Consider the following 23617-nt stretch of genomic DNA (forward strand, 5'->3'; position numbering starts at 1 on the left):
GTCACCGACCTCGAGACCAGCTGCTTCACGGGCGAGTACATCACCGGCACCGTCACACCGGAGTACCTCGACTGGGTGGAGCGCACGCAGCTGAGCTGAGGCGCTTCCCGCGGAAGCTCTGCACAGCGCACTCCGCGGCGCAACGGGTCCCACGGATCGACTGGCCGCTCCATGATCGGAACGTGCGCGGCCCCGCGCGCACTCACCCGAGGAGACCCCGTGATCTACCGAATCCTGCCGTTCCTGCTCACTTTCATCGCCAAGCGGATCTCGACGGCGCAGAAAGCCAAGCGCGCCGCGGCCAAGCGCCCGACGACCAGCGCCGGCAGCCGCCGCTCCTCGTCGCGTCGGCGACGCTGACGCTCCGATCTCGTTCGCGAGAGTGAACCGAGGCGACACAGGTCGGGCGACTGCGGGCTAGGTCCGCTCGATGGCGGTCGGCTCGTCGCCCTCATCGACGGGGGGCTCGACCTCGACCTGATCCGCTTCGCGCTCCTCGCGCTCGATGATTCGTTCGGCGGTCCTCCGGACGACCGTGCGGCCGACGACCCGGTCGAGCAGCACCACGACGAGCCCGGCCAGGGCCCCGAACACCGTCACGAAGAGCAACAGACTGAATCCGAAGACCTGCCCGCGCGAGAAGCCCTGCGTCTCGGGCAGCGCGAAGCTCAGCACGAAGGCCGCAATCGCTCCGAGACCGACGCCGAGGGCCAGGATGCGCCAGACGCGCGGGGAGCGGCGGACGTCGACCTCTTCGCGGGTGACCTCGGGGCCGGCGGGATCGCTCATGCGTCCATTCTCTCCCGCGTCGGAGACGGCACGGCACCGTGATCGCTCAGAGCGCGTGCACGAGCCGGCCGGCCTGCGCGCGCAGCTCGCGGACGACAGTGCGGACCGAGAGCCGCTCCGCCCGGTCCGGCCGCATCAGCGCCACGATGTGTCGCACCGAGTTCACCCCGCGGAGGGGCTTCACCACCACTCCGGCGCCGCCCGCCGTGTACCGCGGCAGCACCGCGATACCCAGGCCCGCCGCGACGAATGCCTCCGTCACTCGGGTCGACGCGAAGCGCTGCTCCACCCGCACCGCCTCACCCGACGCGGTCTCGATGTCCTGCATCACCCGCTCGAACGGGAACCCGTCGGGGACGCCGATCCAGGTCTCGCCGACGAGGTCGGCCGCGGTGACCGTCGCGCGGTCGGCGAGGCGGTGGCCCGCGGGGAGCCCGATATCGAGCGGCTCGATCATCAGCTCGGCCATCGCGAGACCGCGGCCGGCCCAGGCGCTGCGTCCAGTGGGCGAGTGCGCGAGCACGATGTCGACGTCGGCGGTCAGGTCGGCGAACTCGTCGGTGCCGGGGTCGGCGTCCTCGCACTGCACGACCAGCCCCTCGACGCTGCGCAGCGCGACCAGCGCATTCGGGAGGAGCATCTGGCCCGCCGTCGGGAACGTCGCGATCGTGACCTCGCCGATCGGGTTGTTCGTGAATGTCTGCCAGACCGCGTCGGCCCGCTCGAGCGCGATCGCAATCTCGGTGGCGCTGCGCGCGAGCTCCCGTCCCGCCGCCGTGAGCACGACGCCCCGGCCGGAGCGCTCGATCAGCGGCACACCGGCCTCGCGCTCAAGCACTTTGAGCTGCTGCGAGACCGCGGAGGGGGTGCGGTGCGTCGCCTCCGCTACCGCGGTGATCGAGCGGCGCATCGAGAGCTCGCGGAGCAGTTCCATCCGTCGCACGTCCATGAGGAGACACTACACGGTAGAAAAACTACACGTCAGGGCAAGAACTCGTCGATTGTTCTAAGGAACACGTCGCCGGAGAATGGACGTTATACCCAGCAACCCGGCGGATGGATCAGAAGCCGCCGCAACGAAAGGCAGAACACTCATGAGCATCGCACTCCTCGTCGTCCTCAGTGGCCTCGCCGCATGGGGCACGGTGTCGACGGTGCTCGTCGCCAGCCGCGACGGCTACCGTCAGGTCCCCGCGCAACGCTGAGCCCCGCCGCTGCGACAGCACCTCATCGCGTTCGAACGCCGTCTCCCCTGAGGGAGGCGGCGTTCTCGCGTGTGCGGAGGGCGCGGCCGTGCCGGGCTCCCGCACACGACGACGGGCCCCCGACCGACGTCGAGGGCCCGTCGTCCGGGTCGTGCGACTACTTCGAGGCGGTGCGGCGGCGCAGGCGCGCGACCGTCATGCCCAGCCCGAGCAGCAGCGCGGCGATCCCGGCGACGAACGCAGGAGTCGCGTCCACTCCGGTCTCCGCGAGGTGGTGCGAACCAGCGACGGGAGCAGGGGCTGGCAGGGTGCCCGTGCCGGGCGGCGCGGTCGTCGGCTCCGTGGTCGGTCCGGGAGTCGGGGTGCCGGCTCCGGCCGCGACGGCGAAGCCGAGGCTGACCTCGGTTCCCGTGCTGTCGAGCGCGAACGTCGCGGTGTGCGCGCCGCCCGCCAGGCTCTCCTCGATCGGGACGGAGAACGAGGCGCGACCGGTCGAGTCGTCGGTGACGGCCCGGGTCGGGTCGATCGTCGCGGTGCCGACGACGATGCCGTCGACGCTCGCGGTCACGGTGGTGTCGGCCGCGGCTCCGGTGCTGAACAGGAGCGAGGAGAGGTCGACGGTCATGGTGTCGCCGACCGCGTACTCGCCCGAGTCCGGCACGGTGTCCGTGAGGCCGATCGTGCGCTGCACGGGGTCAGGGCTGACGGTGCCGAGGTTCTGGATGTAGCCGACGAAGGCGTCCAGGTCGATGCGGCCGGAGTCGGCCGTGCCGGTGCCCTCGGTGAAGGTGCTGAAGCCGTCGCCGCCGCTCGCGAGGAAGCTGCTGGTCACGATCGTGAACGTCGCGGCCGGGTCGATCGGCTCCTTCTGGAAGAACACCTGCGAGATGCGCGAGCCCTCGGGCGCCGCTGCGTCGAAGACGTAGGTGAGATCCTTCGAGGTGGAGAGGTTCAGCTGCGGGTGGCTGGAGCTGCCGACCCACTGCTCCTCGAGGAGCTCCGCGATCTGCGCGCCGGTCAGCTGCAGCGTCACCAGGGTGTTGGCGAAGGGCTGCGCGTCGGAGGCCTCGGCGTAGGTGACCACTCCGTCCGCGTCGCCGGGCTGGCCCGGGGTCGCCGTGTAGGAAAGGTCGTCGCGCAGCCCGCCAGCGTTCGAGAAGGCGATCTGCGTGCCGAGCTCGCGGGTCGCCCAGAGCTGCGCGTCCGAGACCAGGTTGCCCAGGGTCGACTCCGAGCCGCGGTTGGTCGTGGTTCCGTCCGGGCGGTAGGCGCGCGAGATGTCCTCGCTGATGCTGCCGACCTTCACGCTGCCCTCGCGGACGGCGACGGCCTGAGCGTCGGCGACGATCGCTTCGATCGCGGGGTCGGTCGTGAAGGCGCCGACGGTGATCGTCTTAGCCGGGTCATCCGAGGTCGGATCGTCGACGACCTTCGTGAGCGGCACGACCTCGCTGGTGAGCGAGGTGAGCTGCTTCGTCGCGGGGTCGACGGTGAGGGACATGTGACCGATGTTCTCGGCGTAGCTGCCGGTCTGCGACACCACCGTCGGGAAGGCCCGGCCTGCGTCGATGGCCGCGTTGTACTCCTGGTGGCTGTGGCCTGAGACGATCGCGTCCACGTTCGGGGCGACGGCGGTGACGATCGCACCGAACTTCGGGTCCGCCTCCGGCGTGTTCAGGTCAGCAGCGTCGGCGTCGGCTCCCTCGTGCAGGAGCAGGACGACCACGTCGGCCTCGTCGTTCGCGGCGTCGCCGTCCTGAAGCTGCGCGGCGACCTCGTTGACGTTCTCGGCGATCGGCTCGACCGAGAGCGTCGAGATCTCGGCCGGGCTGACCAGCTTGCCGAGGTCCTCGGTGATGGCGCCGATGAAGGCGACGGACACGCCCTCCTGCTCGGTGATCACGTACGGGGAATAGGCGCGCTCGCCGGTCGCCGTGTCGTAGAGGTTCGCGTTCACGTAGGGGAACGCCGAGGCGTCGACGACGCGACCGTCGACGTCGTCGCGGCCCTGGTCGAACTCGTGGTTACCGAACGTGCTGACGTCCAGGCCCATCGCGTTGAGCGAGTCGAGGGTGGGGATGTCGTTTTGCACCTTCGAGAGGAACGTCGACGCGCCGATGTTGTCGCCGGCCGAGACGAACAGCGTGTTCGGGTTGCTGGCGCGGTACGAGTCGACGGCGCCGGCGAGCACCGCGGCTCCCGCAACGGAACGGTCGGCGGCGAGCCGCCCGTGAAAGTCGTTGATCGAGAGGATGTCGATGGCGACATCGCCCTCGGCGGCCAGGGCGGGCGTGGCGCCGAGCAGGGCCGCTCCGGCGACGGCGCCGACGGCGGTCGCGGAGAGGAGTCGGAAGAGGCCGCGTCGGCCCGGGGAAGTACTGCGCATCGTAAAGAGGGCTCCAAGCATCGAGCGGTGGATCCGGGGCGGATTCGTGCCGCGTGAGGGGGTTATTCCCAGACAACCTGACGCCGGACCTCAGGTCAAACTCCCCGAAGAGGGATCGCCGGTGCGTTTACGAGAAGTTAAGGCGCAGCCGTGTCGTCCACCCTCAGGATCGGGAGGAACGGGGCGAGGTCCGCGCGCACACCGGACGCGTGGATCCGTCCGCTCGCCAGGCCCTCACCCCACGGGAGGGAGCCGGTCGCGAGCGGCAGCCAGGTCGCGGCATCCATCTCGATCACATTCGGCGGAGTACCGCGGCTGTGACCCGGGCCCTCCACGCACTGCGCGGCGCCGAACGGCGGCACCCGCACCTCGACGCTGCGCCCGGGGACGTTCGTCTCGATGATCTGCAGAAGGAAGCGCACCGCGGTCGCCGTCGTGGTCCGATCCGCTGCGCCCGCGAGCGCCGCCCGCACCGCGGACTGCCCGCTCGCCTCGTCGATCCTGCCCTTGGCCATGCACTCATCCTCCCGCCCCCGCTCCCCGCCCGCTGCTCCCCGCGAGATGCCACTTGTGACGCCGCTCCTCGGCGTGTCGTCGTCACAAGTGGCATCTCGCGGAGGGGGATGAGGCTGGGGCCGGCGGCGGGGCGGGGCGCTCTATCCTGTCAGGGTGAAGATCCTCGTCCTCGGTTCCGGTGCCCGCGAGCACGCCATCATCACGGCCCTCCTCGCGGAGGAGGAGAGCCACGAGATCATCGCCGCGCCCGGCAATGCCGGCATCGCGCGGGATGTCGAGGTCATCCACTTCGATACGAACAGCCCCCGCCTCGTCACCGACTTCGCCGTCGAGCAAGGGGTCGAACTCGTCGTGATCGGCCCGGAGGCACCCCTGGTCGCGGGGGTCGCCGACGCCCTCCGCCGCCGCCGCATCCCGACCTTCGGACCCGACCGGGCCGCCGCCGCCCTCGAAGGCTCGAAGACCTTCGCTAAGCGCGTGATGGACATGGCCCGCGTCCCCACCGGCCGCGCCACCCGCGTCTCGACCCTGGTCGACGCCGTCCGCGTGATCGACGAGTACGGACTCCCCTCGGTCGTGAAGGCCGACGGTCTCGCCGCGGGCAAGGGCGTCCTGGTGACGCAGTCGCGCAGCGCGGCGATCGCGCACGCCGAGTTCTGGCTGCAGTCCGGCGACGTCCTGATCGAGGAGTTCCTCGTCGGCCAGGAGGTCTCGCTCTTCCTCCTCTCCGACGGTCACGACGTCGTCCCCCTGTCGCCCGCCCAGGACTTCAAGCGACTCGGCGACGGCGACGAAGGCCCGAACACCGGCGGCATGGGCGCCTATTCGCCGCTGCCCTGGCTCGCCGATCGCTGGGAGAGCGAGCGCGCCTTCGTCGACGAGGTGATCAACACGGTCGCCATCCCGACCATCCGCCAGCTCCAGCGCGAGCGCACCCCCTTCGTGGGACTCCTCTACTGCGGCCTCATCGTCACTGACGCGGGCCTGCGCGTGATCGAGTTCAACGCCCGGTTCGGCGACCCCGAGACCCAGGTCGTCCTCCCCCGTCTCGCCTCGCCGCTGTCGGCGCTCCTGCACGCGGCCGCCACCGGCGCCCTCGCCTCCGTCCCGTGGCCCGCGTTCACCGACGAGGTCGCCGTCACCGTTGTACTCGCGAGCGAGGGCTACCCCGAGAACGCGGTCACCGGGCGCGCCATCACCGGGCTGGGCGCGGCAGCGGAGGTCCCCGGCGTCACCATCGCCCACGCGGCGACCCAGCTGGTCGACGGCCGCTTCGTTGCGACCGGCGGCCGGGTGCTGAACGTGGTGGCTCGGGGCGCTGACTTCGCGCAGGCCCGGGAGCGGGCCTACCGCGCGCTGGACCTGATCCACCTCGACGGCGGGATCTACCGGAGCGACATCGCTCTGAGGGTCGCGCAGTAGCGCGACCACAGAGCGGTGCCGGCCTCGATTGCGGGCGGAGGGCCTGCATAACGAAGGCGGAGACGGGCCGACGGGCCACAAACGTGGGATTCAGAGGCGTGAGCCTTCGTTATGACGGTCGAACCAGGGCACGGAGGGCCTCGGCGAGGTGGGGGTGAGCGAAACGGAAGCCTGCGTCTTCCAAGCGGGCGGGGACGACCCAGCGGCTCTTCAGCAGTAGCTCAGGCTCGGTGCGGAGGAAGAAGGTCGCGGGCTCGAGGACGAAGCGGGGCGCGGGCACGCCGATCCGGCGGCCGACCGCGGACCGGAGCAGTCGCGAAAGCTCGGTGTTGTCGCTCGGGTTCGGAGACGCGAGATTCACTGGCCCCTCCACATCGGAGGCCTCGAGGAAGCGGACCGCCCGGTACACGTCCTCGACATGGATCCAGCTGAAGCGCTGACGTCCGAGGGTGCGCCGGTACTCGTGGTGCACTCCGGCCTCGCGGCGGGCGCGCGTCGAGGGCCACGGCCCGTCGAACTGCGGACCGCCGAGCCCGAGCCGCGCCAGCCGCAGCAGAATCGCCGTCGCCGGTCCGTCGCCGAGCACAATGGTCATCCGCAGCGCGAGGCGCCGGACGCCGGGTGTCTCGCCCGCGAAGAACTCCGACTCCCAGGCGCGTGCGACGTCGACCGAGAAGCCCTCGCCGAGCACGCCCTCGCCCTCGGTGTTCGCCCGTTCCTCCTCGTGCCGGTAGATCGTGGCGGTGCTCGCGTTCATCCAGACTGGCGGAGGCGTCGGCGCGGCGGCGACCGCGCGGTGCAGCTCGGCGGTGGTCGCTACCCGAGAGCGGAGAATTTCGGCGCGGTTCGCCGCTGTGTAACGGCAGTCGACGCTCTTGCCGGCGAGATTGATCAGAAGCCGAGCGCCGTCGAGGACATGGGTGATGCCGACGGTGTCGCCCCAGCGCGCATCAGGACCGGAGCGGCCGATCCGCTGCACCGTCCAGCCGTCGGCCGTGAATCGGCGCGCGAGGTCGGTCCCGAGGAATCCGCTCGCTCCAGCGAGGACGACGACGGGCCGGTCGGTGCTGCTCATCGCCCCATCGTGCCGCACGCGCACAGAACAACGTCACAACTGGCGGGCGAGGAAGCTCACCCCCTCCCCTTCCGCGAGATGCCACTGAGGTAAGCGACACGCCGGGCGGAGCGTACCCGAGTGGCCTCTCGCGGAGGGAAGGGAGGCGGGTCAGACGGCGAGGCCGGAGAGGCCCTCGCGGTCGACGCGGCGGTGGAAGCGCATCCCGGCGAGGCCTCCGAGCACGGCGCCGACGAGGGCGACGATCAGGGCGGCGAGTGCTGTGACGACGGCCGCGACGGTGGCATCGCCCGCGTCGAGCGGGATGGTCGGGAAACCGCTGATTGCGGAGAGCGCCTGGCTCCCACCAGTGATCGCCGAGACGATGCCGACCACAATCGCGACGACGACCGCCCACGCCCACACTCCGACGCCCTGCTTCGCTCCACTGAAGCGGGCCATCCGACCGGCGACATAACCGCCGCAGTAGTAGGCCACGAGGAGGATCACCAGTAGCGCGATCGCGCCGGCCCAGCCGAACGCGGCGGGGTCGGCCGCGAGATCTGCGGTGACGTCCTGCGTCCCGACAACGGCGGCGCCGATCGCGGTGACGAGAGCGGTCAGGAGGACCGCGAGCCCAGTAGCGGCGAGCCAGCCGAAGAAGGCGCAGCCGATCTTGAAGCCGCCGAAGCGGTCGCGCTCGCGCTGGTGGATGTCCTTGCGGGCGGCGGCGCGGGCGTGCTTCGCCTCGGCGGAGTCGGGGTCGACGGGCGCGCGGTGCTCGGGCGAGTGGGCGGAGTCGGAGCCGCCGCGGTCCGGAGTCCCGGAGCGGTCGGCTCCGGCGACCCCCTCCGCGCTCCCCGCCGAGTCGACGCGCGCCGCGCCGCCCGCCGCCGAGCCCTCTGCTCGCCGCGGCAGACCGCCGTCAGCCGGATCCCTGTCTGTCGTGCTCATGTCGAACCTCCTGGCCGAGCGCCCCGGAGCGGGGCGACACGATCAGTCAAGACCCGGGCATCGTTCGGTGTCGCGGGCTTGACGGCTGGGCGGCGCCTCGGCCCGTCAACCCCCTGCGCCCTTGCTCTCCCAGCCGCTTGTATGCAGTCACCGACGACACGAGAGGGAGAGTTATGACTCCGGAGTCCCCCGAGCAGACACCGCCCGGCACCGAGGCCGAGCTGACGCCGAAGGCCGACCACGGCGAGACGAGCTACACCGGCACCGGCCGCCTCAGCGGCAAGGTCGCCCTCATCACGGGCGCCGACAGCGGCATCGGCAAGGCCGTCGCGATCGCGTTCGCCCGCGAGGGCGCCGACGTCGCACTCTCGTACCTCGACGAGCACGACGACGCCGAGGACACCGCGACCTGGGTCCGGGAGGCGGGCCGCAAGGCGCTGCTACTCCCCGGCGACCTGCAGGACCCAGCGCACTGCCGCTCCGTCGTTGCCGAGACTGTCGAGCGCTTCGGCCACCTCGAGGTGCTCGTCAGCAATGCCGCCTTCCAGATGAGCCGCGAGAGCATCACCGAGATCCCGGACCAGGAGTGGGACCGCACCCTCGCGACCAACATCAGCGCGTACTTCCACCTGGTGAAGGCGGCGCTCCCGCACCTGAAGGAGGGCGCGTCGATCATCGCGACCAGCTCCGTGCAGGCCGATCAGCCGTCCTACCAGCTGCTGCCCTACGCCGCCACGAAGTCGGCGATCCTCAGCCTCACCTCCTCGTTCGCGCAGGCGCTCGGCGAGAAGGGCATCCGCGCCAATTCCGTCGCGCCCGGCCCGATCTGGACGCCGCTGATCCCCTCGACGATGCCGCAGGAGGCGGTCGCCGAGTTCGGCGAGCAGGTCCCGCTGGGCCGCCCCGGCCAGCCGGCCGAGGTCGCTCCCGCCTACGTCCTCCTCGCCTCCGACGAAGCGAGCTACATCAGCGGGTCGACGATCGCCGTCACCGGCGGGAAGCCGATCCTCTGATCTCGTTCCCGGGCACCACCCGCCCGCAGGATTCCGCGATAGGTTCCAGAGGGTGAGCGTCCACATCCGCAGCATCGAGACGGCGGTGCCGGCGACGGTCCTGCGCCAGTCCGAGGTGCGCGACCTCTTCGCGTCCCAGCCCGCGATGACCCGTCTCGGGTCCCGCCTCATCGGCGCGGCCTTCGACGCGTCCGAGATCGACACCCGCAGCACGGTGATCGACGAGCTCGACCGTGTCCCGCGGGAGGGCGAGAGCCTGTTCTACGATGCCGCGGCCGGCCTGGTGCTCGACCCGGGGACGGCGGCGCGCAACGCCGTCTACACCGAGCGTGCTCCCGAACTCTTCACGGAGGCTGCCCGCCGCGCGCTCGAATCCGCGTCGATGACCGCCGAGGACATCACCCACGTGGTGACCGTCTCCTGCACCGGCTTCTATGCTCCGGGGCCCGACTACCAGCTGGTCCGCCGGCTCGGTCTCGCACCCTCGACCCAGCGTTTCCACCTCGGCTTCATGGGCTGCTACGGAGCCTTCCCCGGGCTCCGCGCCGCCCGTCAGTTCTGCGAGGCCGATCCGGAGGCGGTCGTCCTCGTCGTCGCGGTCGAGCTCTGCACCATCCACCTCACCAGCTCGAACGACCCGGAGCAGATCGTCGCCACCTCCGTCTTCGCCGACGGCGGAGCGGCGGTTGTCGTCACCGCCCGCGAAGCCGCGCCCGGCACTCCGGTGCTCGAGCTCGACGCGCTCGCCACAACGCTCACCGATGAGGGCGAAACCGAGATGGCCTGGACGATCGGCGACCACGGCTTCACGATGCGGCTGAGCACCTACGTACCCTCGATCATCGGCGCGAACATCGAGGCGGCCGTCGCCCCGCTGCTCACCGGCGCCGAGATCGAGCGGAGTGACGTGCAGCGCTGGGCGATCCACCCCGGCGGGCGCAGCATCCTCGACAAGGTGCAGGCCTCGCTCGCCCTGAGCGACGAGCAACTGGCGCCGTCGCGCGAGGTGTTGCGGGCGAACGGCAACATGTCGAGCGCGACGGTCCTCTTCATCCTGCGGCGCCTCCTGCACGGCGAAGCTGCGGACGGCGAGCGGATCGGAGCTGTGGCGTTCGGTCCCGGCCTCACCGTCGAGCTCGCGCTGCTGACCAAGCGGGGTGGGGAGTGACTCCGCGCGCGCCTCTCGCGCCGGACCTTCGCCAGCGCGAGGTCGCCGAGCAGGAGCTGATGGACAACCCGGACTGCGACCGGACCCTCCTCGACGCCACCTACGCCCGCTTCGGAACGGTGAACCGGCTCGTCTCGGGCTGGCGAGGTCTCTACCGCTCGCGCCTGCGTCCGCTGCTGCGGCGCGACGAGCCGTTCCGGCTGCTCGACGTCGGCTCAGGAGGCGGCGACGTCGCCCGCTCCCTCGCGGGCTGGGCTCGCAACGACGGCCTGCGCCTGGCGATCACCGCCGTCGATCCGGACGGGCGCGCCTACGCCTTCGCCACATCGACGCCCGCGCCGCCCGGCGTCGAGTTCCGCCGCGCGAGCAGTGCCGACCTGGTCGCCGAGGGCGAGCGCTTCGACCTGGTGACCTCCAACCACGTTCTGCACCACCTGTCCCGGGAGGCACTTGCCGCACTCCTCGCCGACAGCGAGCGGCTGGCTCCGCGGGCTCTGCACAACGACATCGAACGCTCACGGCTCGCCTACACGGCCTACCTCCTCGCGACGCGGCCGATCGCGGCGGGCTCGTTCCTGCATTACGACGGCTCGCTGTCGGTGCGTCGCAGCTTCACCACTGCCGAGCTGCGCGCGGTTGCGCCCGAGGGGTGGCGGGTCGAGCGCGCGGCGCCCTACCGGCTGCTGCTTGCGCGGGGCGAAGTGTGAGCGCAGGGGGTCCCCGGCTGTTGCGCGCGGCGGCCGTCAGCTACTCCGTCAATTGCGCCCTCGGCACCGCCGTCGCCACCGGTGCGTTGCGCACGGGCCGATGGCACTGGATCCACCACGCACTCTACGTCTGCACGTCGACGCTCACGGCCCTCGCCTGGGCGACGCTGCGGCGAACGGATCCATCTGCCGCGGCGGCGCTGGCGCCTGCGGCCGTCCCGCTGGCCGTGATCCCTTTCGCGGGGACGCACGGGCGGCGGCACCCGGCGATTGCGCTAGCCGCGGCTCCGTTTCTCGTTGCCGCGCTGCTGCGGATGCGGGAGCCGGCTCGCGTGGGGCTCGGACGCCTCGGGAGCGGCGCGGCAGCACCCGGCCGCAGCACAACGTCGGCTGAGACGCCTCCTCATCCACCATCGTGGATGACACCCACTCACAGCCGACGTTGTGTCGGGCTCGGCCGCCCCTAGCGCGGAGGTTCGCGATCAGAGTCGGCGCGCCAGGAGCGCAGCGCCTGCCAGCCGGCGATCGCGAGGATGAGGGCGCCGCAGAGCATGGTCAGCAGGTTCGGCAGCGAGAAGCCGGTGCTCGCGACTGAGTTGATGCCCGCGCCGAGCACGAACACACCGCCGAGAAGGTAGAAGATGACCCTCGTCTTCACCGTTCCACCACTTCCTTCGAGCCTGCACAGGACGCTCGATGCTACCGCCTGCGCCCGGGACGAGCGCGGGAGCAACAGTCCGCCGATCAGCAGAAGGACCGCTTTGCCACCATGAGTCATGCTTGCTCCTCCTGTCCCCCTCTTCGACATGCAGCGGCGGACACGGCTGCGACAAGGCTCGCCATAAGACCCACGATTCCGGCAATCCCGGTCATTCTTCCCCTCCTTCATCATCGATCCCTTCTCCTGAGCCGGGACGATGGTCTACGCCCAGATCGTCGGACGAGCAACTTCGCAGGTGGGCGACGAGCATGCCGGACGGCGCCCCTCCCCCCGCGCACAGCCGACCCGGGGCAGGATCGAGGCATGGAGTTCCTCGATGTCGTCCGGCGCCGGAAGACCACCAACGGCGCGTTCCTGCCAGAACCCGTCTCCGAGGAGCACCAGCAGCTCCTGATGGAGGTGGCCGGACGGGCACCCTCGCAGCTGAACAGCCAGCCGTGGCGTTTCGTGCTCGTCGAGGAGCGCGAGACCATCGACCGGATCGCGGCGATCAGCGGCGAGAGCATGACCACCGCGATGTCCAACGGCACGTTCTTCGAGCGCTACAAGCCCTACTTCCGCTTCAGCAGCGAGGAGATGGAGCAGCGGCGCGACGGGATGCTGTTCGACAAGCTGCCCGCGCCGCTGCGGCCCTTCACCAAGCAGGTCTTCACCAAGCGCGGCCAGTTTCTGATGAACTCCCTCCGCGTCCCGCAGACCCTCGGCGAGGAGAACCGCCGGCTCGTCGCGGGCTCGCCGCTTCTGCTCGGGGTGATGCTCGACCGCTCGGAGTACCGGCCGGGCGAACTCTCCTCCTTCTACTCGGTGTTCAGCATGGGCGCCGCGATGGAGAACGTCTGGCTCAGCTCGGTCGAGCTGGGGATGGGGATCCAGTTCGTCTCGTTCCCGATGGAGGTGCCGGGGGCGTGGGCGCGGATCGAGTCTCTGCTCGCCGTACCCGACCAGCTGGAGCTGATGGCGGTGTATCGGCTCGGCTATCTGCCTCCCGAGCAGCGGCGGCCCGCGATCGACTGGTCCTCGCACCAGCGGAAGCTGCCGTCGCAGTACGTGTTCCGCGGCACCTGCGCGACCCCGCAGGAGGGGTGGGATGCGCCGACCGGGTCGTGACGGGGAGCGACGGGGCTGGCTCACCGAGGCGCCCGCGGCTCGCCGAGGCCTCGGCTCGCAGAACAGCGCCCGGCTCGCGGAATCACCCCGATTCAGCTTGCCCGACGTATTTCCGCGAGCCGGAGATCCGCGACCGAGCGTCGACGCAGCCGATGCGCCTCGACTACAGTGGCTCGCAGTGCCCTCGGGAGGGATAGGCCCCTCCAGGAGTGTCACTGGGGGTCCGGCGTGTCCCTCGCCCGATTCCGCCCAGCAGGGATCGAGCGGATACCGTCGCCGAGGAGCCGTCCGCCAGGGGCGGCCCGATGAACGAAGGGGGCCCGTGGCCACGCTCATCTACGGACCGCAGAACCTCGAGATCGAATTCGAGGAGCGCGTCCTCGCGCACCTGAAGGTCGCCGTCCTCTCGAAGCTGCGCCGCAACGAAGCCTTCTCGCTCTCGTGGATGGAGGATGCCTCCACCGGCCACGGCCGCAGCTCGGTCTGGCTGCACCCGTCGGTGCCGCTGCATTTCCGCTTCGCCGAGGCGCACCAGCCCAAGCTCAATCGCGCGTGGATCGAGCAGATGCTCAGCCTCGCCAGCATGCACGGCGAGCTCTCGGTTCTGCCGGAGCCCGAGGAGCAGCGCCAGGGCTCCTGAGTTCCGCGGTCGCGCAGTCGTCAACCCCGTCCCCTCCGCGGGGGGTACGAAGTACCGTCAATAAGACGTCCCCGGAGCCATCGGCGGACGTCGACGGACGGAGACGACCATGACGGACACCGCGCGAGCGACCGGCCTGCTCGCTCTCACCCCGGCGCGGATGACTCGCAAGGACCAGCCGATCGAGGCGCGCCGCGCGCCCGACTCCGCGTCCGTCGGCTCCCCGACCGTCATCGGCTGCCGGATCGACGTGAGCGGCCACTCCTTCATCGTCGAGCTCGACATGGCCCGTATCTTCCTGCGCCAGGTGCGCCGGAGCCTGCGAGAGGGCGAGGGCGGGCTCGTGCTGTTGCGCCACGTCGAGGGGATCGAGATGATCCCCTTCTCGCGGGCCACCCCGTTCGACGTCTCGGACATCGTCTGCCCCGACGGCGTCGAGCCCGCTGACGCGCGAGCCACCCTCGGACTGCGCCGCTGACCGCCGTGGCGTGGATCGACCGTCGGGAGGCGCGTAGGGGCGGTCGCTGGCTAGCCTAGTGAGATGAGCAGACCTCATCCCTCCGTCATTGCCCTTCAGGCCACGTTGCGTCGCACCCGGATCCTCCTCGTCGCGCTCATCGCCGTGGCCCTGTTCCTCGGTGTGGTCGCGCTCGGTCAGGCGGGCCCCACCTCCGGTCCGCTCGCCGCGCCCTCTCCCACCGCAGCAGCCGCGCAGCGGCCGAGCATCGAGCGTCGCGATGCCGCGGATCCGGCTGCGATCGGCGCGCTCGACGCACCGGTCGTCCTGACCGAGTGGACCGACCTGCGCTGCCCCTTCTGCGCCCAGTTCGGCCGCGAGACGCTGCCGACGCTGGTGCAGGAGTACGTCGACACCGGCAAGGTGCGGATCGAGTTCCGCGACGTCGCGTTCTTCGGTGAGCAGTCCGATCAGGCCTCCGTCGCCGCGCGCGCCGCGGGACGGCAGGGCCTGTTCGCCGCCTACCTCGATGCCGTGTTCCGTGCCGCGCCGGAGTCGGGCCACCCGGATCTGCCGCGCGAGAAGCTGCTCGAGTTCGCCCGCGACGCGCAGGTCCCCGATCTCGCCCGGTTCGAGGCCGACCTCGACGACCCCGCACTCCTCGCCGCAGTGCAGCAGGACACGGTGGAGGCGCAGCGGCTCGGTGCGACGAGCGTCCCCTTCTTCGCCGCCTCCGGTACCGCGTTCTCGGGTTCGCAGCCGATCGAGCGCTTCCGCGCCTTCCTCGACGCCGCTCTCGCCGGCGCCTGAGCGGTGGGCCTCGGACTCCTCGGCGCCTTCGCCGGCGGGCTGCTCACCCTGCTCAGCCCGTGCTCGGTGATGGTGCTGCCGGCGTTCTTCTCCTACGCCTTCGCCGCTCCCTCGACGGTGCTGGGCAGGACGGCGGTGTTCTACCTCGGGCTGATCACCACGCTCGTGCCGCTCGGCGTGCTCGCAGGGACGGTCGGTGCGTTCGTCGCGGAGTACCGGGAGGTCGTGATCACCGTCGCGGCGCTCGTGGTGATCGCCCTCGGCCTGCTGATGCTCAGCGGCCTCCCGCTGCCGTTCTTCTCGCATCACGTTGCGGGCGGAACGTCGACGGCCAGCGTCTACACCCTCGGCACCGTCTACGGGCTGGCGGGGGTGTGCGCCGGCCCGGCGCTGGGCACGGTACTGACGTTCTCCGCGGTGAGCGGCAACGCGCTCGCGGGCGGAGTCGCGCTGCTGGTCTTTGCGGCCGGGATGGCGTTCCCGCTGCTCGTGCTGAGCCTGCTCTGGGCGCGCCTCCCGGCGGTTCGGGTCCTGGTGCGGCCCCGCGAGATCCGGCTCGGGCGCTGGCGCACCACGCTCTCGGCGCTCATCGGCGGAGCGGTCACGGTGGGGCTCGGAGTGCTGCTGCTGGTCACCCACGGGACGGCGAGCCTCGGCGGCGGGCTGGGCGCCTCCGCTGCCGTCGAGCTGGAGGGCCGGACGCTCGACGCGGCGAGCGCCGTCCCGGACGTGGTGGTGCTGGCCGTGGTGGTTGCCGGGGCGGCGGTCGCCCTCGTGCTGGTGCGCAGGCACGCCCACCGCTGAGGAGGAATCAGGCGGGGAGCGACGCCTCGATCAGCTCGACGATCCGCGGGTCATCCGGCTGCACCGTCGGGCGGAACCGATGCACGGTGCCGTCCGCGGTGATCAGGAACTTTTCGAAGTTCCACTTCACCCGACCGGCCTTGCCGTTCTCGTCCTCGGTCTTGGTGAGCTCCGCGTAGAGCGGGTGCGCCGAGCGGCCGTTGACGCGAACCTTCTCGAACATCGGGAAGGTGACTCCCCAGGTCATCGAGCAGTACTCCTTGATCTTGTCCTCGTCGCTCAGCTCCTGCAGGAACTGATTGCTCGGAAAGCCGAGAACCGTGAATCCGCGCTCCCCGTAGCTCTTCTGCAGGGCCTCGAGCTTTTCGTACTGCGGAGCGAGGCCGCAGCGCGAGGCGACGTTCACGATCAGCCGCACGGGCGGGTAGTCGGCGAGCGTCGACGTACTGCCGTCGATCGTGGTGAGGGGGATGTCGGCAACGGGCATGGGAGCTCCTTCGCAGGTGGTGGCTCGACGGTACTCCCCGCCGCCGAGGGAACCCCGGACCGTCGAGGGAACCCGCAGCAGCGGGCTCCCTCGACCGTTCGGGGTTCCCTCGGCGGACGCGGCCCTCCACGATGGGGGGATGGGGGCGCAGCAGGTCGTGGTGGTGGGCGGGCGGAGGCTGCGGCTGACGAACCTCGAGAAGGTCGTCTACCCGGAGGCGGGCCTCACCAAGGCCGATGTGCTCGCCTACTACGCGGCGGTTGCCCGAGCGATGCTGCCGCATCTGGCGCGCCGCCCCATCACCCGCAAGCGCTGGGTGGACGGAGTGGGCACCACCGAGCACCCGGGCGAGGTCTTCTTCGAGAAGAACCTGCCCTCCTCCGCCCCCTACTGGCTGAGCCGGACCCGGCTCGCGCATTCGTCCCGCGACGTCGAGTACCCGCTGGTCGACGACGTCGCCGGGCTCACCTGGCTCGCGCAGCAGGCCGCGATCGAGCTGCACGTCCCCCAGTGGCGGGTGGGATCCGACGGCGAGCGCCGCCCGCCCGACCGCCTCGTGCTCGACCTCGACCCGGGCGAGGGCGCAGGCCTGGCCGAGTGCGCCGAGGTCGCGTTCCTCGCCCGTGACCTGCTGGAGGGAATGGGCCTGGCGCCGCTGCCGGTGACCAGCGGGAGCAAGGGGATCCACCTCTACTGCCCACTCGACGCCTCCGCCTCCAGCGACCAGATCTCGGCAGTCGCGCACGAGCTGGCGCGGGTGCTCGAATCGGACCACCGCGATCTCGTGGTCTCGGACATGAAGAAGACCCTGCGCGAGGGCAAGGTCCTCGTCGACTGGAGCCAGAACAGCGCGGCGAAGACGACCATCGCGCCGTACTCCCTCCGCGGCCGCGTCCGTCCCGCCGCCGCCGCGCCCCGCACCTGGGAGGAGCTGGGCGCCGAGGGCCTGCGCCACCTCGCGCCCGACGAGGTGGTGGAGCGCCTGCGGAGCGACGGCGACCTCCTCCGGCCGCTGCTCGCCGCCCGCGGTGCCGGGCTCGAGCCCACCCCGGAGCGGATGGCGGGCTTCGCCGCGACGGACGCCTCCTCGGACCGGCTCGCGACCTACCGCAGCATGCGCGACGCGTCGAAGACGCCGGAGCCGGTGCCCGAGGCGGGAGTGGTGGGCTCCTCCTCCGGCGACACGTTCGTCATTCAGGAGCACCACGCGCGGCGCCTGCACTACGACTTCCGGCTGGAGCACGACGGCGTTCTGGTCAGCTGGGCCGTGCCGAAGGGTCCGCCGCTGGAGGGCGATGCGAATCGGCTCGCGGTGCAGACCGAGGACCATCCGCTGGAGTACGCGACCTTCGAGGGCACCATCCCGGCCGGCGAGTACGGCGGCGGGGACGTGCGCATCTGGGACGAGGGCAGCTACGCCCTGGAGAAGTGGCGCGAGGGGAAGGAGGTGATCGCGGTGCTGACCGGCCGCCCCGACGGCGGTCTCGGCGGCGAGCCCCGCCGCTACGCGCTGCTGCACACCGGGTCGACGGCGGGCGCTGAGAAGAACTGGCTGCTGCACCTGATGGCGCCGGGCGCTGCCCACGGGGCGCAGCGACGGGGCCGGCCGGGCGCGCCCGCCGCGTCGCCCGCACCCCGCCCCGCACCCTCCGCGAACCGCCCAAGCGAGGCCGCACCTGCGCGCCACCACCGCCCCATGCTCGCCACCGCCGGACGCAGGAGCGACGTGGATCCCGGGGCCGCGATCGAGATGAAGTGGGACGGCTATCGCGCCCTCGTGCGGGTGCAGGGCGGCACGGCGATCCTGACCAGCCGCAACGGCAACGACCTCACCGCCGCGTTCCCGGATCTGCTCGGTCCGCTCGCCGACGCCGCTGCCGACGCCGTGCTCGACGGCGAAATCGTCGCCCTCGACTCCCGCGGGCGCCCCGACTTCGGTGCCCTGCAGACCCGCGGCGGGCTGACGAAGCCGCGCGAGATCGAGGCCGCCGCCAGGGACACTCCGGTGCATCTGATGCTGTTCGATCTGCTGGAACGCGACGGCGTGGACCTGACCGGCCGCGACTACGACACCCGCCGCGCGGCCCTGGTCGACCTCGTCGCCGAGAACGAGCGCGTGCACGTGCCGTCCGTCTTCGACGGCGACCTGGTGGAGGCGATGGCGACCAGCCGCACCCTGGGCCTGGAGGGGGTGGTCGCCAAGCGCCGCGACTCGCGCTACCAGGAGGGCAGGCGCTCGCGCGACTGGATCAAGCTCACCCACCACCGGCTGCAGGAGGTCGTGATCGTGGGCTGGCGCGAGGGCGAGGGCGGCCTGCAGGGCTCGGTCGGCGCGCTGCTCACCGCGATCCCCGGCGACGACGGCCTCGCTTACTCCGGCCGCGTCGGCACCGGCTTCAGCGACCGCGAGCGCCGCGGCCTCATCGACCGGCTGGCCGAGCACGCCACCGACGAGCCCGCCGTCTCCGTCTCTCCGCTCGAGTCGCGCGGCGTGCACTGGGTGTCGCCCGTGCTGGTCGGCGAGGTCCGCTACCGCGAGCGCACCGCCTCCGGGACGCTGCGGCAGCCGGTCTGGCGCGGCTGGCGCGCCGACAAGGCCGCGGCGGAGGTGCGCGTGGAGGAGCCGGAGGGCTGAGGGCTATCGTCGTGCCGCCACTGCGGATGCTCCGGATCGGAGCGGACCGGGAGGGTGCCTGACGGGCGACGAGTGGCTCGCTCACGGCTGCGTTCCCGGGTGCCTCAGTCGAGCCGCACCCCGCGCAGCAGGAGGAGGGTCGCGCCGACTGCCGCGCCGGTGCCGATGAGCACGCCGCCCGCTCCGGCCGCGGCGGCGAGGGCGCCGAGGAGGCTGGGCAGGGCGATCAGTCCGAGGCGGTTGCCGGCGAGGCGCAGCGCGAGGGCGCGGCCGTGGCGGTCGGCGGGGGTGCGCTCGATCAGCCACGACATGGTGATGGGCTGACCGATCCCGAGGCCCAGGCCGAGCGCGGCGACCGCGACGAAGAGGAGCACGGGCGGCGCGGGTAGCGCGACCAGCACCAGACAGAGCGCCGAGATCACGATGCCGCCGACCATGACGCGGGTGCGTCCGAGCCGCGCAGTGGCGGCGCCGAGGAGCAGGCGCGAGGCCATCGAGGCGAGCGCCCGCACGGTGAGCAGCGCGCCGACGACACCGGCCGGCAGCCCGCGCTCGGCGCCGAGGGCCGGGAGGTACACGACGGTCAGGTCGACGGCAGCGACGACCGTGGCACTGGTCAGCAGCGCCCGCGCCAGACCCGGCACCCGCAGGAGCCCGAGCGTCGATCCGGGCGACGCCTCCTCCGGCGTGCGGCCGTGCGGGGCCGGGCCGCGGATCCCCGCGGTGACGGCGAGCAGCAGCACCGCGAGGACCCCGCCGACGAGGAACAGGGGCGCCGGGTCCGGCCGCACCGATCCGCCCGCGAACACCGGGATGAAGGCGGGCCCGATCGCCTGCCCGAGCGACGCGGCGAACGTGTAGTAGCCGAAGCGGCTGTCGAGCCGCGTGCCTCCGCTGCCGCCGGCGACGACCGTCTGCTGCCCCACGACGCAGCCCACATGCCCCGCCCCGAGCAGCGCGATGCCGACGAGGAGCCCCGCGACGCTTCCGCCGGCGAGCAGCAGAACAGCCGCAGCGCCTACCGCGACGAGCGAGCCGACGGCCATCACCGCGCGCGCCCCGACTCGGTCGACCAGCCCTCCCGTCGGCAGTGCGATCAGCAGCGGAACCAGGGCGAAGGAGGCGCCGAGCGCCCCGAGCGCCCAGGCCGGGACGCCGAGCTGGATCGCCTGGTAGACGGCGGCGGGCCGGAGCAGGAACGCCACGGCCTGGATGAGCACGGCGTGCGCGAGCAGGGCCGGAGTCGCCAACCTTCGCACGCGCACTCCTCCATCCTCCTGCCCGCGCCACTGAATCGCCCGAGAAGGCTCGTTCTCTCCCCCGAGAACGAGCCTTCTCGGGCACTTCAACGCGACGGCGAGGAGGGAGGAAGGAGAGGGGTGCGCTGGGGGACGAGCAGGTCGAGGAGTGCCTCGACTCCGTTCACGGGGTGCGGCTCGGCGGGGTGGTGGGGGGCGCACGGCTTGTAGGCGGGCGGATCGACGTTCAGGACGTGGCCGACGGGCCGGCCCTTCTCCCAAACCGTGAGCAGGAAGGCGCCGTCGCGCTCATCGGGGGCGCCGATCTCGAAAACCCTGCCGCGCACGGTCGCGCACTGCGGCTCCTTGCGCGCGAGGCGAATCCAGAAGGGATGGTCTGCGGCCATCGTGCCCGTCCTCCCCCGGCCAACCTGCGGCCGTACCCGTAGCGGCCCGCGCTGATGGTGTCGGCGGCGGACCGCGGGGCCTACCGTACGTCTGCCCACCCGCGGCCGGTCAGGGGGTTCACGGCGCAACTCCGCAGTGGTAGCACCAGCTGCGTCTCCCCTCGGGGCAGCGCTCAGTGCTCGTGCAGGTCGTCGTACTCAGCGGTGAACTCGCGGTCTCCGGGCTGCACCGGGTGCTCCCCCGTGAGGGCGTCAATGCGCTGGCGCAGTCGCGCCACCTCGCGCGCATTGTCCGGCTCGGGCAGGTCGGAGGGTGTCGTCTCAACGACCAGGGCGGCTGCGGCGTTCACGAGGAAGGTGGCTTCCACGCTCGCCCCGTCCGCTCCGATGCCGCTGTACTCCACGGAGTCGGCTGCACCCTTCACGGCGAGGGCGACGGCGTACTCGACGAGCGCATCGGCCGCCTCGTCGCCCACCAGGATCGTCTTGTCTGCGAAGAGGATGTGCTTCATGCCGTCCATGCTCGGCAGCGCTCGCCGGGCGGAGGGAGGAGGTTGACACGGACGCGCCGGTCGCGGAGGAGGCGGACGGATCGAGCAGGGGACGTCGGTCCCCGAGTTGTCGGATCGACCCCGTTGCGGAACAGTGGAGCGACGGCGGGTGCCTGCCGGCCGGTGATCAGGGGCTGGAGACGCCGATGGGGAAGCTGCACTACGACGGAACGGTCGAGATCGATTTCGAGGATCGAGTGCTCGCTCACCTCCAGATCGTCATCACCGCGAAGCTGCGTCGCAACGAGTCGTTCCTGCTCAGCTGGCGCGACGACCACAGTATGGGCGACGGTCGCAGCGCGATCTGGCTGCACCCCTCGCACGCGCTCCGCTACAAGTACTTCGGCGGGCGCATGCCCCGGATCAATCCCGCCTGGATCGCCGCGCTCACCGACCTCGCCAATTCGGCCGGCGGGCTCTACGTCATCTCGGAGCCCACCGAGCCCGTACGTCCCCCCGTCAAGGGGGAGCAGCCATGAAGCGCATCGACGTGATCTACGACGGGACCGCCTACACGGTCACCAACCGCAGCCTCGCCGAGTTCCGCGCGGAGGTCGACGCCGCGCTCGCCGCCGCGACGCCGCAGTGGGTCATCGTCAACGCTGGCGAGGGCCGCGCGAATACGGCGCTGATCCTGATCACGCCGTACACCCCGCTGTCGATCATCACGAACGACGTCGACGACGCGAACACCGAGACGAACTAGCGGAGAACGCCCCAGACGTCAACCACGTCGTCCTGTCGATCTGCGACCCGTACCGTCCAAGGGAACGTCGCCGATATCGAGTGCTCCTTCCGCTCGACGATTCCTGATCGGCACCGCCCGCGCCTCGGCGCACGAGTACGGCCGCGCACCTCCGGCCAGGAGCCGTGATGACAGATCCCGCCCTCGCCGTCCTCGACGACCTGATCGCTGCCCTCAACCGCCCCGGGGCGATCGACCCCGGCCTCAGCCGCGCCGTGGTCGCGCAGGCCGCCGCACTCCGGCTCCGGCCCGCGCGCGCCGCGGACCGTCCGCTCCTCTCGAGTCGCTTCCCCGGCCGCCGCCTGGTGCGCCCCGGCGACGCCGCGCGACCAGCTCTCGCCCGGCACCGCATCCTCGTCCAGGCGGGCCTCGTGGAGCGCCGCCCCGAGCGGAACCGGCGGCTAGAATGGGGGCGGTGAGCAACCCCGACGCACTCTGCGACCCGTATCTTCGGGGGTACCCGATCGACGGCGTCGCCATCTCGACCCTTGGCGGGACGTTCGGCGGCGAGACCGTCGCGGCGAGCGATGGCACTGCGAGTCGGCTCGACGAGATCCAGATCGACCTCGGCGAAGGCCCCTGCTGGGAGGCGATCCGCGCGGCCGGCCCGGTGTCGGTGCCGGACACCCGCGAGGAGGAGCGCTGGCCACTGTTCACCGAGGCGATCGGCTCCACCGCAGCACGCGCGATCTTCGCCTTCCCGCTCTCGATCGCCGGACTCTCCATCGGCGCCATCGACCTCTACTCCCGCCATCCCGCGTCACTCAGTGACTCCCTGATGGGCGAGATCAACGCCTCGACCACGGCGACGGCTCTCCTGGTGCTCGCCTCCGTCTTGCGCGACAACGAGGCCGAAGAGACCATGAATCCGCGCTCGCGCCGAGTGGTGCACCAGGCGACCGGCATGATCATTGCGCGCTACGGCAGCACGGCCGACGAGGCACTGCTGCTGCTGCGCGCGCACGCTTTCGCCCAGCGGCGTCCCGTCCTCGATGTCGCGATGGACATTGTGTCCCGGCAAGATGGGTTCCCCGGCCGCCCCTCCACCGCCCAGGACGACACATGGTGACGAACTCCCGCGAGCACAGCGTCATCAAGACGTTCGTCGCTCTCTCCGACACGCTGGTCGACGACTACGACGTCGTCGACTTCACCCAGACCCTGGTCGAGAGCAGCGCGACACTGTTCGACGCGGTCTCCGCGGGACTCGTCCTCGCCGACCCCGCCGGCTCCCTTGAGGTGCTCGCCTCCACCGACGAGGACGCGCGGCTGATCGAGCTGCTCCAGCTCGACAGGGGGTCAGGCCCGTGCATCCAGTGCTTCGAGACCGGGCAACCGGTGATCGTCGAGGACGTCCGCGCCGTCGGCGCCGAGTGGGCCGAGTTCCGCGAGCGGGCGATCGAGATCGACGTGCTTGCGGCGCACTGCGTCCCGATGCGCTCGGGCGGCACGACGATCGGTTCGCTCAGCCTTTTCCAGTCCAGGCCGGGCCGCCTCGATCGGGACGATATCGCCGTCGTGCAGGCCTTCGCCGACGTCGCGACGATCGGGATCCTGCACCAGCGCGCGCTCCAGCAGAGCACGGTCACGCAGGAGCAGCTCCAGCGGGCTCTCGACAGCAGGGTGTTGATCGAGCAGGCCAAGGGGATCCTCGCCTACGCGCACCGCACCACGGTCGAGCAGGCCTTCGAGGTGCTGCGAGTCCGCTCCCGCGCCACGTCGACTCCGATCACGACGCTCGCGCAGGAGATCATCAACGACTCTCGGCGCTGACGCTCCGCTGTCGGAGTGACGGGGCCGG

Annotated in this window: 27 protein-coding genes; 16 read left to right on the plus strand and 11 right to left on the minus strand. The window is 71.4% G+C overall.

Going from position 1 to position 23617, the window contains the following annotated elements; translation table 11 throughout:
- The first annotated feature begins 219 nt into the window (after positions 1-219).
- The gene (locus tag C5D07_RS15610) at positions 220-360 is read left to right on the plus strand and encodes a hypothetical protein (protein WP_157593822.1); all 141 of its coding nucleotides are present in this window, start codon (positions 220-222) and stop codon (positions 358-360) included.
- Positions 361-417: 57 nt separating this feature from the next.
- On the opposite strand, the gene C5D07_RS02030 is transcribed toward C5D07_RS15610, so the two are convergent.
- The 4 genes from C5D07_RS02030 to C5D07_RS02045 form a co-directional block, all read right to left on the minus strand.
- Positions 418-789: a hypothetical protein gene (locus C5D07_RS02030; RefSeq protein ID WP_068255950.1), complete on the minus strand. Its 372-nt coding sequence runs from the start codon at positions 787-789 to the stop codon at positions 418-420.
- A gap of 46 nt (positions 790-835) precedes the next feature.
- Entirely contained in the window at positions 836-1738 is a 903-nt protein-coding gene (locus C5D07_RS02035; RefSeq protein ID WP_068255951.1) for a LysR family transcriptional regulator, read from the minus strand.
- 413 nt (positions 1739-2151) lie between these two features.
- Positions 2152-4380: a bifunctional metallophosphatase/5'-nucleotidase gene (locus C5D07_RS02040; RefSeq protein ID WP_170063490.1), complete on the minus strand. Its 2229-nt coding sequence runs from the start codon at positions 4378-4380 to the stop codon at positions 2152-2154.
- 137 nt (positions 4381-4517) lie between these two features.
- Positions 4518-4895, minus strand: coding sequence for a sterol carrier family protein (locus C5D07_RS02045; protein WP_068255956.1), 378 nt, complete (start codon positions 4893-4895; stop codon positions 4518-4520).
- A gap of 154 nt (positions 4896-5049) precedes the next feature.
- Between C5D07_RS02045 and purD the strand changes: the two genes are divergently transcribed.
- Positions 5050-6318: a phosphoribosylamine--glycine ligase gene (purD, locus tag C5D07_RS02050; protein ID WP_068255957.1), complete on the plus strand. Its 1269-nt coding sequence runs from the start codon at positions 5050-5052 to the stop codon at positions 6316-6318.
- 109 nt (positions 6319-6427) lie between these two features.
- Here the strand turns inward: purD and C5D07_RS02055 are convergent, their stop codons facing one another.
- Both C5D07_RS02055 and C5D07_RS02060 read right to left on the minus strand, forming a co-directional pair.
- On the minus strand, positions 6428-7393 hold the full coding sequence (locus C5D07_RS02055) for an epimerase (protein WP_068255958.1): 966 nt from the start codon (positions 7391-7393) through the stop codon (positions 6428-6430).
- Between the two features lie 150 nt (positions 7394-7543).
- A complete protein-coding gene (locus C5D07_RS02060; RefSeq protein ID WP_068255959.1) occupies positions 7544-8326 on the minus strand; it encodes a hypothetical protein in 783 nt (260 codons plus the stop codon).
- A gap of 173 nt (positions 8327-8499) precedes the next feature.
- Between C5D07_RS02060 and C5D07_RS02065 the strand changes: the two genes are divergently transcribed.
- The 3 genes from C5D07_RS02065 to C5D07_RS02075 are packed head-to-tail and all read left to right on the plus strand — an operon-like array spanning position 8500 to position 11214.
- A complete protein-coding gene (locus C5D07_RS02065; protein WP_068255960.1) occupies positions 8500-9339 on the plus strand; it encodes an SDR family oxidoreductase in 840 nt (279 codons plus the stop codon).
- A 52-nt stretch (positions 9340-9391) separates the two neighbouring features.
- Complete coding sequence (locus C5D07_RS02070) at positions 9392-10507, plus strand: type III polyketide synthase (RefSeq protein WP_068255961.1); 1116 nt, start codon at positions 9392-9394, stop codon at positions 10505-10507.
- The gene (locus tag C5D07_RS02075) at positions 10504-11214 is read left to right on the plus strand and encodes a methyltransferase domain-containing protein (RefSeq protein WP_237358195.1); all 711 of its coding nucleotides are present in this window, start codon (positions 10504-10506) and stop codon (positions 11212-11214) included. The genes C5D07_RS02070 and C5D07_RS02075 overlap by 4 nt, the downstream gene beginning before the upstream one ends.
- Before the next feature lie 463 nt (positions 11215-11677).
- On the opposite strand, the gene C5D07_RS15165 is transcribed toward C5D07_RS02075, so the two are convergent.
- Positions 11678-11992, minus strand: a complete 315-nt coding sequence (locus C5D07_RS15165; protein WP_146076748.1) for a hypothetical protein — start codon at positions 11990-11992, stop codon at positions 11678-11680.
- A 246-nt stretch (positions 11993-12238) separates the two neighbouring features.
- On the opposite strand from C5D07_RS15165, the gene C5D07_RS02090 reads away from it, so the two are divergent.
- From C5D07_RS02090 to C5D07_RS02110, 5 genes are all read left to right on the plus strand, one after another.
- On the plus strand, positions 12239-13042 hold the full coding sequence (locus C5D07_RS02090; protein ID WP_104258557.1) for a nitroreductase family protein: 804 nt from the start codon (positions 12239-12241) through the stop codon (positions 13040-13042).
- A 322-nt stretch (positions 13043-13364) separates the two neighbouring features.
- Positions 13365-13682, plus strand: a complete 318-nt coding sequence (locus C5D07_RS02095; protein ID WP_068255967.1) for a DUF7882 family protein — start codon at positions 13365-13367, stop codon at positions 13680-13682.
- A gap of 109 nt (positions 13683-13791) precedes the next feature.
- Positions 13792-14160, plus strand: a complete 369-nt coding sequence (locus tag C5D07_RS02100; RefSeq protein WP_104258558.1) for a hypothetical protein — start codon at positions 13792-13794, stop codon at positions 14158-14160.
- Between the two features lie 63 nt (positions 14161-14223).
- The gene (locus C5D07_RS02105) at positions 14224-14949 is read left to right on the plus strand and encodes a DsbA family protein (RefSeq protein ID WP_068255973.1); all 726 of its coding nucleotides are present in this window, start codon (positions 14224-14226) and stop codon (positions 14947-14949) included.
- A gap of 3 nt (positions 14950-14952) precedes the next feature.
- Positions 14953-15753, plus strand: a complete 801-nt coding sequence (locus C5D07_RS02110) for a cytochrome c biogenesis CcdA family protein (RefSeq protein ID WP_104258559.1) — start codon at positions 14953-14955, stop codon at positions 15751-15753.
- Between the two features lie 7 nt (positions 15754-15760).
- Here C5D07_RS02110 and C5D07_RS02115 read toward each other — a convergent pair whose 3' ends face one another.
- Entirely contained in the window at positions 15761-16240 is a 480-nt protein-coding gene (locus tag C5D07_RS02115; protein ID WP_104258560.1) for a glutathione peroxidase, read from the minus strand.
- A gap of 139 nt (positions 16241-16379) precedes the next feature.
- Between C5D07_RS02115 and C5D07_RS02120 the strand changes: the two genes are divergently transcribed.
- Positions 16380-18875: an ATP-dependent DNA ligase gene (locus tag C5D07_RS02120; RefSeq protein WP_104258561.1), complete on the plus strand. Its 2496-nt coding sequence runs from the start codon at positions 16380-16382 to the stop codon at positions 18873-18875.
- A 104-nt stretch (positions 18876-18979) separates the two neighbouring features.
- Here the strand turns inward: C5D07_RS02120 and C5D07_RS02125 are convergent, their stop codons facing one another.
- The 3 genes from C5D07_RS02125 to C5D07_RS02135 form a co-directional block, all read right to left on the minus strand.
- Positions 18980-20134, minus strand: a complete 1155-nt coding sequence (locus tag C5D07_RS02125) for an MFS transporter (RefSeq protein WP_068257702.1) — start codon at positions 20132-20134, stop codon at positions 18980-18982.
- Positions 20135-20220: 86 nt separating this feature from the next.
- Positions 20221-20520, minus strand: a complete 300-nt coding sequence (locus C5D07_RS02130; protein ID WP_068255983.1) for a hypothetical protein — start codon at positions 20518-20520, stop codon at positions 20221-20223.
- 173 nt (positions 20521-20693) lie between these two features.
- Positions 20694-21032, minus strand: coding sequence for a hypothetical protein (locus C5D07_RS02135; RefSeq protein ID WP_068257703.1), 339 nt, complete (start codon positions 21030-21032; stop codon positions 20694-20696).
- 185 nt (positions 21033-21217) lie between these two features.
- Here C5D07_RS02135 and C5D07_RS02140 point away from each other — a divergent pair, with 185 nt between their 5' ends.
- From C5D07_RS02140 to C5D07_RS02160, 5 genes are all read left to right on the plus strand, one after another.
- Positions 21218-21550 (plus strand): DUF7882 family protein, encoded by a 333-nt coding sequence (locus tag C5D07_RS02140; protein WP_068255986.1) that lies wholly within the window; start codon positions 21218-21220, stop codon positions 21548-21550.
- Positions 21547-21777: a hypothetical protein gene (locus tag C5D07_RS02145; protein WP_104258562.1), complete on the plus strand. Its 231-nt coding sequence runs from the start codon at positions 21547-21549 to the stop codon at positions 21775-21777. The genes C5D07_RS02140 and C5D07_RS02145 overlap by 4 nt, the downstream gene beginning before the upstream one ends.
- 167 nt (positions 21778-21944) lie before the next feature.
- Positions 21945-22235: a hypothetical protein gene (locus tag C5D07_RS02150; protein WP_104258563.1), complete on the plus strand. Its 291-nt coding sequence runs from the start codon at positions 21945-21947 to the stop codon at positions 22233-22235.
- A complete protein-coding gene (locus C5D07_RS02155) occupies positions 22232-22885 on the plus strand; it encodes a GAF and ANTAR domain-containing protein (protein ID WP_167542396.1) in 654 nt (217 codons plus the stop codon). The genes C5D07_RS02150 and C5D07_RS02155 overlap by 4 nt, the downstream gene beginning before the upstream one ends.
- The gene (locus tag C5D07_RS02160; RefSeq protein ID WP_104258564.1) at positions 22879-23589 is read left to right on the plus strand and encodes a GAF and ANTAR domain-containing protein; all 711 of its coding nucleotides are present in this window, start codon (positions 22879-22881) and stop codon (positions 23587-23589) included. The genes C5D07_RS02155 and C5D07_RS02160 overlap by 7 nt, the downstream gene beginning before the upstream one ends.
- Positions 23590-23617: the final 28 nt, after the last annotated feature.

The organism is Rathayibacter tritici (assembly GCF_002932875.1).
Classification (GTDB): Bacteria; Actinomycetota; Actinomycetes; order Actinomycetales; family Microbacteriaceae; genus Rathayibacter; species Rathayibacter tritici.